This is a genomic window from Bacillus sp. LJBV19, assembly GCF_017797845.1.
GTDB lineage: Bacteria > Bacillota > Bacilli > Bacillales > Bacillaceae > Bacillus > Bacillus velezensis.
On record NZ_CP072563.1, the window covers coordinates 2,524,484 to 2,536,078 of the forward strand.

General features: G+C 46.7%; 12 protein-coding genes and 1 pseudogene. 1 reads left to right on the forward strand and 12 read right to left on the reverse strand.

The window, feature by feature from the left end:
• Positions 1-76: 76 nt before the first annotated feature.
• From J6600_RS12100 to rpsU, 8 genes and pseudogenes are all read right to left on the reverse strand, one after another.
• A complete protein-coding gene (locus J6600_RS12100) occupies positions 77-1,036 on the reverse strand; it encodes a PhoH family protein (protein ID WP_007408283.1) in 960 nt (319 codons plus the stop codon).
• Positions 1,000-2,224: pseudogene (gene yqfD, locus J6600_RS12105) on the reverse strand (sporulation protein YqfD). Before yqfD ends, J6600_RS12100 begins: the two are co-directional and overlap by 37 nt.
• Before the next feature lie 17 nt (positions 2,225-2,241).
• Entirely contained in the window at positions 2,242-2,523 is a 282-nt protein-coding gene (gene yqfC, locus J6600_RS12110) for a sporulation protein YqfC (RefSeq protein ID WP_003152966.1), read from the reverse strand.
• Positions 2,524-2,579: 56 nt separating this feature from the next.
• Positions 2,580-3,014 (reverse strand): hypothetical protein, encoded by a 435-nt coding sequence (locus J6600_RS12115; RefSeq protein ID WP_014418408.1) that lies wholly within the window; start codon positions 3,012-3,014, stop codon positions 2,580-2,582.
• 27 nt (positions 3,015-3,041) lie between these two features.
• A complete protein-coding gene (gene floA, locus J6600_RS12120) occupies positions 3,042-4,034 on the reverse strand; it encodes a flotillin-like protein FloA (protein ID WP_014418409.1) in 993 nt (330 codons plus the stop codon).
• 24 nt (positions 4,035-4,058) lie between these two features.
• Positions 4,059-5,375, reverse strand: coding sequence for an NfeD family protein (locus J6600_RS12125; protein ID WP_022552942.1), 1,317 nt, complete (start codon positions 5,373-5,375; stop codon positions 4,059-4,061).
• A 122-nt stretch (positions 5,376-5,497) separates the two neighbouring features.
• Complete coding sequence (locus tag J6600_RS12130) at positions 5,498-5,944, reverse strand: GatB/YqeY domain-containing protein (protein WP_209387444.1); 447 nt, start codon at positions 5,942-5,944, stop codon at positions 5,498-5,500.
• Between the two features lie 14 nt (positions 5,945-5,958).
• Complete coding sequence (rpsU, locus tag J6600_RS12135) at positions 5,959-6,132, reverse strand: 30S ribosomal protein S21 (protein WP_003152957.1); 174 nt, start codon at positions 6,130-6,132, stop codon at positions 5,959-5,961.
• Between the two features lie 171 nt (positions 6,133-6,303).
• On the opposite strand from rpsU, the gene J6600_RS12140 reads away from it, so the two are divergent.
• On the forward strand, positions 6,304-7,230 hold the full coding sequence (locus J6600_RS12140) for a Na/Pi symporter (RefSeq protein ID WP_209387445.1): 927 nt from the start codon (positions 6,304-6,306) through the stop codon (positions 7,228-7,230).
• A gap of 37 nt (positions 7,231-7,267) precedes the next feature.
• Here J6600_RS12140 and mtaB read toward each other — a convergent pair whose 3' ends face one another.
• Genes mtaB through dnaJ form a run of 4 tightly spaced genes read right to left on the reverse strand, consistent with a single transcriptional unit; the run spans position 7,268 to position 11,502 of the window.
• On the reverse strand, positions 7,268-8,623 hold the full coding sequence (mtaB, locus tag J6600_RS12145; RefSeq protein WP_014305444.1) for a tRNA (N(6)-L-threonylcarbamoyladenosine(37)-C(2))-methylthiotransferase MtaB: 1,356 nt from the start codon (positions 8,621-8,623) through the stop codon (positions 7,268-7,270).
• The gene (locus tag J6600_RS12150; RefSeq protein ID WP_095272432.1) at positions 8,623-9,393 is read right to left on the reverse strand and encodes a 16S rRNA (uracil(1498)-N(3))-methyltransferase; all 771 of its coding nucleotides are present in this window, start codon (positions 9,391-9,393) and stop codon (positions 8,623-8,625) included. The genes mtaB and J6600_RS12150 overlap by 1 nt, the downstream gene beginning before the upstream one ends.
• A gap of 22 nt (positions 9,394-9,415) precedes the next feature.
• On the reverse strand, positions 9,416-10,351 hold the full coding sequence (gene prmA, locus J6600_RS12155) for a 50S ribosomal protein L11 methyltransferase (protein ID WP_014418413.1): 936 nt from the start codon (positions 10,349-10,351) through the stop codon (positions 9,416-9,418).
• A 23-nt stretch (positions 10,352-10,374) separates the two neighbouring features.
• Complete coding sequence (dnaJ, locus tag J6600_RS12160; protein ID WP_003152895.1) at positions 10,375-11,502, reverse strand: molecular chaperone DnaJ; 1,128 nt, start codon at positions 11,500-11,502, stop codon at positions 10,375-10,377.
• Positions 11,503-11,595: the final 93 nt, after the last annotated feature.

Consider the following 11,595-nt stretch of genomic DNA (forward strand, 5'->3'; position numbering starts at 1 on the left):
AGAACCTCCTCCCTGAAACATCAGGAACACATCATATAAAAATGACCCGATAACGGGAGATCGGGTCATTTTTGCATTACTTTTGCTTATCATAAGCTTCAATAATTTTTGCAACAAGCGGATGCCTGACCACATCTGTCTGGTCAAGTTCAATCACGGAGATGCCGTTTACGTCCTTCAGCATGTCCTTCGCTACTGCAAGTCCCGATGTGACGCCTTTCGGCAGGTCAATTTGGCTTACGTCGCCCGTAATGATCATTTTAGAGCCAAAACCCAATCTCGTCAAAAACATTTTCATTTGAGCGGGAGTGGTATTCTGGGCTTCATCAAGAATCACATACGCGTCGTCAAGCGTCCGCCCTCTCATATAGGCAAGCGGGGCGATTTCGATAACCCCTCTTTCCATAAGACGCTCCGTATGGTCGCTTCCGAGCACATCATGGAGCGCGTCATACAGCGGGCGCAGATAAGGATCTACTTTTTCCTTTAAATCTCCGGGCAGAAAGCCGAGGCTCTCGCCGGCTTCCACAGCGGGTCTTGTTAAAATGATTTTTTTAATGTGGCCGTTTTTTAAAGCATGCACCGCTTTTACGACCGCCAAATAAGTTTTGCCGGTTCCCGCCGGCCCGATGCCGAACACCATGTCGTTTTTCTTCATCGCCGCCACATATTCTCTTTGGCCGATGGTTTTGACACGGATCGGTTTGCCTTTTGCCGTTTTCGTTATTTCCTCTTCATACATGCTTTCAAAATAGTCCAGTTCATCTTTTTTTGCCATTTTCACGGCATACAGCACATCACGTTCCGAAATCTCGATCCCCTTGCGAATTAAAGTAAGGAGCGAGCCCAATAATCTGTCAGCGATCTCAAATGTTTCATCATTCCCGGAAACGTAAATGGTTTCACCGCGTGTGATGAGGCTAATGCCCAGATCCTTCTCCATTAAATGTAAAAAAGCATCTTGGCTGCCGAACAAAGAAAGTGCTTCGTCCGGGCTTTTCAGTTTGTGATTAATCGCAAGTAAATGTTCTGCCATTCTTTAGTCTCCCTGAACAATAGGTGTGGTTTGAACGATATCTTCTATAACTTGGTAGAGAATAATCAACTTTACTTTACCATTCTCAACGGATTGGTGCAAAACTTTTTCACTTTCCACCTCTCCGCTGCCGTTTAATCGCTTTTCTACATCTTGTCTTCCCATTTTGATACCGGCCTGAACCGCTTCGCCTTTCGTATAAGTCCGCACGGATGTTTCACTTTCTCTTGTCTGTTCTTGAACGTAAGAAACCGGAAGCTTCATCCCCAGAAATTGAAACGGATGCTTTTCTTCCTCTGTTTTCGGATGTTTCAGCGGCTTCTCATTAAATTCAAAGCCCCAAAAAGGCACGCCCCATGATCCGAAAGACAGCTTGTGCTTCGTCCTTACTTTACCCGTATATAGCGTAAATGATGTTTCAAGAGGCACGGTTACTTCTGACTTGTACCATGTTTCTCCGTAAATTTCCGCTTTTGAGGCGACTTTCCGGTCTTCATTTCCGATCAGTCCTGAGACGAGGAGCTGTCCTTTGTCAACATGATCGTTCACAAAAGCCATCGGCTGCCCCTTTTGCACGAACATCCTTTTGATGACCGCCTTCTTTTTGGCAACGATATGGCGGGGGCTCACGTACTTTTCTTTTGTCGGTTCGTTTTTTTCGACCACTTTCATATGAAGGGCTGTCCCGTTCAATTCCACACCGACCCACGTAATATTATCGATACCGTTTGTTAATGATTTTTGAATTTTCTCCGGCGTCATCATTAAAAATTGCAAACGGCCTTTTTTCACACCGATTTCTTCAAGGTGCTTTACCATCTGATGCTCGGTTTCGGGCTTGGCCCCTTTAATATCAATTTCCCAAATCATGTTGGACAAAAGAAACAATATAACAAAAAATATCACAAATCCCGCAGTGAAGCCCAGGTTTAATTTTGATTTGAGAAGCAGAAAGGGAAGACCCTTTCTTTTTGTAAAGCTTGCTTTGCATTCATGTTTTCTGATGACTCTTCTGAAAGCATGTACATCCTGAAGCTGAATCATCAGCAGGACACAGTCTTGCTTTTTTTTCACCGCAAAGATGGCGATTCCGTTTCTCGTGCATTCATTCAGCAGCCGTTCAATCCCTTTTCCTTTGACTTCTACTTGGACTTTACCCGAAAAAAATGACAGCCATTTGTTTTTCACATTATTTCCCCCCGGCTTTATGAATCGACATATCGTACGTGATCTATCGTGCCTTCCAAAAGAATTTCCTCAGGAAGGATTGCCTTAATGACCAAGTTTTTTCCTGATATGATACATTGCCCCTGCTTGAGCATCAGCCTGACTTCTTCTTCGCTGAACAGCAGGAGGCCTCTGTGATTCTCTATGTAGATATGAAGTCTGCCGACCATCGTAATACGAGGCAGATCCATCATAACGTCCGGGGGAATTTCCAATGCTCTTGTCAGCCATGCCTTTACACGATTCTTTCTTTGCCCCATAAAAAAAGAACCCCCTTTCATCTCATATGTATGATTTGAAAAGGGGTTCTAACACTTTATTTTTTACCGATGTTCCGCATGGTCCGGTGCGGTTTTTTTGCACGGGGCGGACCCAAAACCTCACTGAATATAATGCCTTGGACCGCAGTTTCTTTATTTATTTTGAGGGCTGATTTCTTCAGAGACGCGTTTCGTGCGCGTGCGGATGTCAGCTTATGTTCAAGCCCGTTAAACATCTGCTCCGTCTCCGCTAGGCGCTTTTCAGCTTCCCTTCTTTTTTGCTCAAAAGGGTTCTCTTTTGAAACGGCAGGCAATTCTTCCGCTTCCGGCTTATGCTCTTTCTGCGGCTGTTTTTGATCCTGCTTTTTTGCCTGATTTCCGGGACGTGTACCCGGCGGACGTTTTTCATCTTTGTTTTTCTTGCCGAATATTGCCGATATAATGCCGATGACGGCGGCAATGACGAGCGGATTTGTCAGAATCTCGTGCATATAGCGGCTCCCTCCTTAATAGAGAGGTTATTGTTGGTCTTCATCTTGCTGGTCATTCGTCAGCTTGCCGATAGAATCCCTCATGTCCGTATCCGCGTCGATATTTTTTATGTTCATATAGTCCATGACGCCGATGTTTCCTTCACGCAACGCTTCTGCCATCGCAAGCGGCACTTCGGCTTCTGCTTCCACGACTTTTGCACGCATTTCTTCTACGCGAGCGCGCATTTCCTGCTCTTGGGCGACCGCCATGGCGCGGCGCTCTTCGGCTTTGGCCTGCGCAATGTTTTTGTCTGCTTCTGCCTGATCCGTCTGAAGAATCGCTCCGATGTTTTTGCCGATATCAACGTCGGCGATGTCAATCGAAAGAATTTCAAACGCGGTGCCTGAATCCAGCCCTTTGCCAAGTACGGTCTGCGAAATCATATCAGGATTTTCAAGCACTTTTTTATGATTGTGTGAAGAACCGATTGTCGAGACAATCCCTTCTCCGACACGGGCGACAACCGTCTCTTCTCCCGCTCCTCCGACAAGGCGCTCAATATTGGCTCTTACCGTGATTCTGGCTTTTGCTTTTACTTCAATTCCGTCCATGGCGACACCCGCGATAAACGGTGTTTCAATGACCTTCGGATTGACGCTCATCTGTACGGCTTCCAATACGTCACGCCCGGCCAGGTCAATGGCTGCGCAGCGTTCAAATGTCAGTTCAATATTGGCGCGCTGTGCCGCAATCAGGGCATTGACCACCCTGTCGACATTACCTCCGGCCAGATAATGGCTTTCGAGCTGATTTGTTGTTGCGGATAGGCCGGCTTTGTGCGCTTTAATTAACGGATTGACAACGCGGCTTGGTATGACGCGCCGCAGCCTCATCCCGACCAAAGTGAAAATGCTGATTCTGACTCCTGCCGCAAGCGCCGAAATCCATAGCATCACCGGTACAAAGGTGAAGAATATGGCTAACACAATAATGGCAGCAGCAACTAATGCTAAAATCGCCAAACTTGACAGTTCCATCTAATTCCTCCTCAAGGTTATCATCTATATTTCTCTCACGACAATGCGTGAGCCTTCCGCTTTCACTACTTTCACCTGTCTGTCTTTTTCAGTGAATGATCCTTCCGAGACGACATCCAGACGTTCATCATCAATAATGACGGTGCCTGACGGTCTGAGGGCTGTAGCGGTAACGCCGACTTTTCCCAACAGCTCCGTCCGGTTCTGATTTGAAACATAACCGCTCTCCGTGCTTGTTGAATCAGTTAATATTAATTTTTTAAAGAATTTCATTCGTTTCCCCAACACCCTTGTTAATATGATAAAGGCTGTAATAGATACAGCAAAGGCGATCAAGAGAGAAACCGCCATTACAGTAAAGCTGCCCGCAGCGAGAAAGAGGCTCGCGATGACGCCTGCAATACCGATAAGACCGATTATGCCTCCGGGCAGAAATATCTCTAAAAGGATAAAAACCAAGCCCGCGCAAAATAAGAATACGCTGTCATAGCCGGCAAATCCGGCAGCGATATGCCCGGTAAAAAACAGCAGCATGGCCGTCAGTCCGACAGCACCCGGTATCCCGAGGCCCGGCGAGAACAATTCAATGGTCAAACCAAGCAAAGCAAGCGTTAATAAGACGGGGACAACAAACGGATTTGTCAGCCATCTGCCCAGTTTGCCGACGAAACCTTCTTTTGCATGGTGAACATCCGCTTTGTCAAAACCGAGCTTTGTATATAAAGCATCAAGGTCTGAAACCGTGCCCTCCGAATATCCGACTTCCTTGGCTTTTTCAGCTGTCAGTGTCAGCAGTTTTCCCTTTGGGGCGCCCGCTTCCTTTGCGTTGATGGCGGGATCTGCCATGGCCAGCGCATATTTCGGATTTCGGTTGTTTTTAACCGCTGCGTCCTCCATTTCTGCATGCCACAGTGATTGAGCCTTTTTGTCTGCCGCGTTTCCTTTTCCGTCGATGATGGCTGCGGCACCCATTTTTCCGCCCGGAGCCATATAGATTTCATCTGCCTGAAGCGCTATATACGCTCCGGCAGAAAGCGCCCGTTTATTAACGTAAGCGGTAACAGGCACATCCGCGCGGCCGATGATATCCGCAATATCCAAGGCTGATTGAACGGCGCCTCCCGGTGTATTGATGTCAAGAATAATGTGTGACGCGCCGGACTCCTTCGCTTCTTTGAAAGAACGCGATAAAAACGAGGCGAGCCCCTGTTCGACATTTTTCTCAACTGGGATGACATAAACCGATGGGTGATCAGCTTTCGCGTTCAATTGAACCCCTAATAAAGATAATACAAATAAGCCCAATAGAGCAACAGCAATTCCGGTTTTTTTTCGGAACAAGGCAAATATACCCTCCTTCCCGTTTCGTTCTTCTTTATATACGTAACAAATGTACTTTAGTTTCATTTTTTTATGTATAAAAAAAGACATCTCTCTAGGAAAGATGTCTTTTTTCTTGTCAATTAAGATAATTGACTGCTGACAAGTCTGTTAATTACGCTGCCGTCAGCTTTACCTTTTACTTTAGGCATAATAGCACTCATCACTTTGCCCATGTCCGCTTTGGAGCTCGCACCGACTTCAGCGATGGTTTCATTTACGATTGTCTGCAGCTCTTCTTCAGAAAGCTGCTTCGGTAAATAAACTTCTAAAATGTCCAGCTCTTTTTGAACTTTATCTACTAAATCTAAACGATTAGCGTTTGAAAATTCATGGAGGGAGTCTTTACGTTGCTTAAGTTCACGAGATAGGACAGTAAGTTCCTCATCCTCGGTCAAACTGTCTTTCTTAAGCTTAATTGCTTCGTTTTGAAGTGAAGCTTTCACCATTCGAACGACAGTCAGTTTGTCTTTCTCACGGTTTTTCATATACAGCTTCATATCTTGGTTAAGTCGCTCAAGAAGACTCATAAATCCACCCTCTTTTAGAATTTGCGTTTTCTAGCAGCTTCTGACTTTTTCTTGCGCTTTACGCTAGGTTTTTCATAAAATTCGCGCTTTCTTGCTTCTTGCAAAGTACCTGTCTTTGATACACTGCGTTTGAAGCGACGAAGAGCATCTTCAAGCGATTCGTTTTTTCTAACGACCGTTTTTGACATTCTCTTTCCCTCCCTCCGAATACACCAATCGACTACCTTTAAAAAGATACATATATAAACATGTACTTTGACATTATAATATAAGCCATCAGTCAGGTCAACTAAGCGAGCTCACTTTTCCGTCATGAATAAGGCTGCTTGTCTATATAATGATGGAAAGGGGTGTTTCATTTGATGATACTGATTCTCTTTACCGCACTTATCCTGATTTTTTTACTCGGAATGAGCCTGCTCAGGCAGGGGCTGATCGCATTAACGTATTCAAAAATTGAGAAGAGCCTGCTCTTATTTACCGACCACCCTTTGAAAGCTTTTCTCATAAGTATCGTATTCACTGGTTTTCTTCAGAGCAGCTCAGCCTTCATGGTCATTGTCATCGGCTTTGTCAGCGCAGGCGCTTTATCTTTTAAACGGACCATTCCGATGATTCTCGGCACGAATGTCGGCTCCACGTTTACGACGGAGTTTTTAGCCATAAAGATGGATGTGCTCATTTGGGTGCTTTTTATCGGAGGCCTTCTGTTTATCCTCATCCGGAAATATCCGTTCAGGCAGATCGGAATAAGCTTCCTCGGTCTCGGCATCATCTTTTTTTGCATCACATGCTTCAGCCGGCTCGCCGTTCCGCTGACAGAAATGAAGGCGGGGGCGGAGGTTTTGCGACATGTGAATGATTCGAGCTGGTCCGCTCTTTTTATCGGTATGATATTGACGGCAATCATTCATTCAAGCTCCGTCTGCATCGGCATTTTGATGAGTTTTATGAACGAAGGGGTGATCGGCATTGAACAAGCGGTCAGCGTCGTTCTGGGATCTAATATCGGGACATGCGTCACGGCCGTCATGGCTGCTGTTTCAGGCGGTTATGCCGCCAGACAGACCGCCGGTGCTCACGTTGTGTTTAATATTCTCGGCGTGCTGCTCGTATTTCCCTTCCTGTCCGCATCAGCAGGTTTTACGGAGCGCCTGTCTGACGATCCCGCGCAGATGATTGCGCATTTCAGCCTGTTATTTAACGTAGTCACCGCCTTATTGTTTCTGCCGTTCACACATTTGTTTTACCGGCTGATTGACAGGCTGATTCCTCCGAAACCGTAAAAAAACCGATGCGGGAAGGCACCGGTTTTTTTATCTGTTATGAAGACATGCGCATGTTCCGGGTCATTTCATCCTCAACGACGCGGACGAATTGTCCTTCGTTATACGGATAGCCCGCTTTTTGAATTTTGACTTTGACAAGTTTGCCGATTACATCTTCCGTGCCTTTGAAGACGACTTTCATGTAATTGTCCGTATAGCCGACGAACATGCCGTCTTCATCAGACTCTTTAAACGCCTCTTCCGGAATGATTTCCAGAACCTCTCCTTCATAATCGGAGGCGTATTCTTTTGCAAGCTGGTCAGACAGCGCGATCAGCTTATGCACCCGTTCGTTTTTCACGTTCTCGTCAACCTGGTCTTCCATTCTGGCCGCAGGTGTTCCGGTGCGTTTGCTGTAAGGGAATACGTGAAGCTCTGAAAACTTATGTTCTTTAATGAACCGGTATGTTTCCATAAATTCTTCTTCCGTTTCTCCCGGGAAACCGACGATAACATCAGATGTGACGGCCAGGCCCGGCAGCGCTTCTTTCAGCTTATTTAAACGGTCCGCGAAAAATTCCATCGTATATTTGCGTCTCATCCGTTTCAGAACGGTGTTTGATCCTGACTGAATCGGAATATGAAGGTGGCGGACGATTTTATCAGACGCATCCAGCACTTCAATCACTTCATCAGTGATTTGGCTTGCTTCAATAGATGAAATTCTGATCCGCTTCAGTCCTTCTACACGTGTATCAAGCTCGCGGAGAAGCTTGGCGAAATTATAATCTTTCATATCTTCGCCGTAGCCGCCCGTATGAATCCCCGTCAGGACGATTTCTTTATAGCCGGCATCCACCAGCTGCTGCGCCTGTTTAATGACTTCTTCCGGATCGCGGGAACGAAGCAGGCCGCGCGCCCAAGGGATAATGCAGAACGTACAGAAGTTGTTGCAGCCCTCTTGGATTTTTAACGACGCTCTTGTGCGGTCAGTAAAAGCGGGAACATCCAGCTCTTCAAACACGCGTGCTTTCATAATATTGCCGACGCCGTTGATCGGCTGGCGCTCTTCCCTGTACTGCTCAATGTAACCGAGCATTTTTTCACGATCCTGCGTGCCGACGACGATGTCAACACCCGGGATGGCCATAATTTCTGCCGGAGAGGTTTGCGCATAGCACCCTGTTACGCAGATGACGCCGTCAGGATTTTGGCGGATCGCCCGTCTGATGACTTGACGGCTTTTTTTATCTCCCGTGTTTGTTACCGTACATGTATTAATGACATATACATCTGCTGTCTGTTCGAATTCTTTTCGTTCATAACCCGCATCTTTAAACAGCTGCCAGATTGCTTCTGTTTCATAATGGTTGACCTTGCAGCCAAGGGTATGAAAAGCAACAGTTGCCATTACTGATCACCTCTTAATAACTCTGTATGATAGGAAACTGCGCTTAACGCGTAAAGAGGCGCAGTTTCAGTCCGTAAAATTCTCGGTCCGAGGCCGCATAAGACGGCGCCTTTTTCTGAAAGCTGATGAACTTCAGACTCAGTCAGACCGCCTTCAGGGCCGAATACGATTAAAAGAGACGAACCTCGCGGAAGGCTTTTGAGCTCCGCGGCGAAAGCGCCCGTTTCTCCCTGCTTTGATGACTCCTCGTATGCAACGACACATTTATCGACATTCTCCGCCATTTCAAGCAACTGCCGGAACGTATGAACGGTTTTCACTTCGGGAATTTCATTGCGGTACGATTGCTCCGCCGCTTCCTTCGCGATTTTCGCCCATCTCTCCCGTTTTTTCTTTGCCTTTTTGTCGTCTAGCTTAACAACGGATCTGGCGCCTTGAAAAGGGATGAACATACTTGCCCCCAGCTCGGTCCCTTTTTGGATAATCCATTCAAGCTTATCGCCTTTCGGGAGGCCGCTTGCGATCCTGATCTTCAAAGGCAGTTCACGGTTTTCACCCGTCCACTCAGCAATGCTGCATGATATATGATCTTTAGAAACCTCTTTAAGCAGGCATAACGCTTCATGGCCGTCTTTCGAACAGCAGATAATCCGGTCTCCCGCACTCATTCTCATGACGTTCGCTATATGGTGGACGTCTTCCCCCGTGATTTGAAAATCAGGAGTTTCGTCCATCTCCTGCTTCGTGAGCTCGATAAAATATCGTTGCATACGCTGTGACACCTACTAACTGTTATTTTTTCGCGATGATGCTGACCCAATCTTCCATAGACAGAATTTCTATGATGGTAAAGCCGGCTTTTTCCAACGCTTCTTTTACTTCCTGTTTTTTCTGGCCGATAATGCCTGAAGTAATAAAATGGCCTCCGTCTTTGAGCAGGTCGTACGCCTGTGATGTAAAGCGGAGAATCACTTCAGCCAAAATATTTGCGACAATGACATCATGTTCGCCCGTGATGCCGTCTAACAAATTGTTCTGCTTCACTTCGGCCGTATCGCTCACTTTGTTCAATTTCACATTCAGACGCGCGCTTTCAACAGCGACCGGATCAAGGTCATACGCATGAACCGATTCGGCCTCAAGCATGGCGGCCGCGATGCTTAAAATTCCTGAACCGGTGCCGACATCAATGATACGGTCGCCTTTTTGAACGATACGCTCAAGCGCCTGAATGCATAAAACCGTTGTCGGATGCGTTCCCGTACCGAATGCCATACCCGGGTCCATTTCGATAATCAGTTCATCTGTATGAACAGGTGTATACGTTTCCCATGTGGGAACGATCGTGAACTTTTCAGAAATTTTCACAGGATGATAATACTTTTTCCAAGCTGTCGCCCATTCTTCTTCATTAACTTCAGAAATGGTGATTTTGTTTCTGCCCAAATCAATGTCGTACAAAAGCAGATTGTTAATCGTCTCTTTAATGCCGTCCACCGTTTCGCCGAGGAAACTGTTGATCGGCAGATACGCTTTGACAATGACACCCTCATCGGGGTAATCATTGGGGTCGAGCTGGTAGATTTCCCCGTAAACATTCTCACGCTCTTTCATTAAATCAAGCGGATCTTCGATGACAACCCCGCTCGCACCAGCTTCATGCAAAATATTTGAGATGGGTTCGACCGCTTCATGTGTTGTGTGAATGCTGATTTCGGACCATTTCAAAACTACCAACTCCTATCCAATCATTACTCGCCTTTAAATGCGCGTTTTACTTTGTCAAAGAAACTCATTTCTTGTTCATCCGGCAGGTTTCCGCTGACTTCAGCGAACTCGCGGATGATGTCTTTTTGTTTATCTGTCAGATTCGTCGGTGTGACGACGCGGACGACAATGTGCTGGTCGCCTTGTCCGTAGCCCCGGACGTTCTGAACGCCTTTGCCTCTTAATCTGAATTTCGTGCCGGTTTGTGTGCCGGCAGGTATTTTCAATTTCACTTTTCCGTGAAGCGTCGGCACTTCCACTTCGTCTCCGAGTGCCGCTTGGGCAAACGTTAACGGCATTTCGCAATAAATATCGTCTCCGTCGCGCTCAAAGAACTCGTGGGCGCGCACATGGAATACGACAAACAGATCTCCCGCAGGCCCTCCGTTTACGCCAGGTTCACCTTGGCCCGGAACGCGCAGCTGCTGTCCGTCATCCACACCGGCAGGAATCGTGACATTGATTTTTTTCCGTTTTTTCACTTTGCCCGTGCCGCCGCAGTCAGAACACTTGTTTTTGATGATTTTTCCTGTTCCTTCACAGTGGTGGCAGACTCTTCGGTTAACCACTTTGCCAAACGGCGTGTTCTGTTCGACGTTCAGCTGGCCTGAACCTCCGCAGTGCGAGCACGTATCCGGCTTTGTTCCCGGCTTCGCGCCAGACCCTTTACATGTTTCGCAATTCTCTTCGCGCGGAATTTCAATGATCGTTTCTTTTCCGAAAGCCGCGTCTTCAAATGACAGGGTCATTGTATACTGCAGATCCGCGCCTTGCCGCGGCGCATTCGGGTCACGGCGTCTCGTGCCGCCTCCGAAGATGCTTGAGAAGATGTCATCGAAACCGAAGCCGCCGAAGTCTCCGCCGCCTCCGAAACCGCCGCCGAATCCCTGGTTAGGGTCTGTATGGCCGAATTGGTCATATTGAGCGCGTTTTTGGTCGTCTGAGAGCGCTTCGTACGCTTCTTTTACCTCTTTGAATTTTTCATCTGCTCCGGATTCTTTATTGATATCAGGATGATATTTTTTTGAAAGCTTCCGATAGGCTTTTTTGATTTCATCCTTTGAAGCGCTCTTACTTACCCCAAGCACTTCATAGTAATCACGCTTACTCATCTCGCTTCACTCTCCCGAATTTCTCACATAAATTAGATTGTATCATTTTGAATTATGTTTTTTCAATTCCTTTTATCCCGGGCAAGAAAAAAA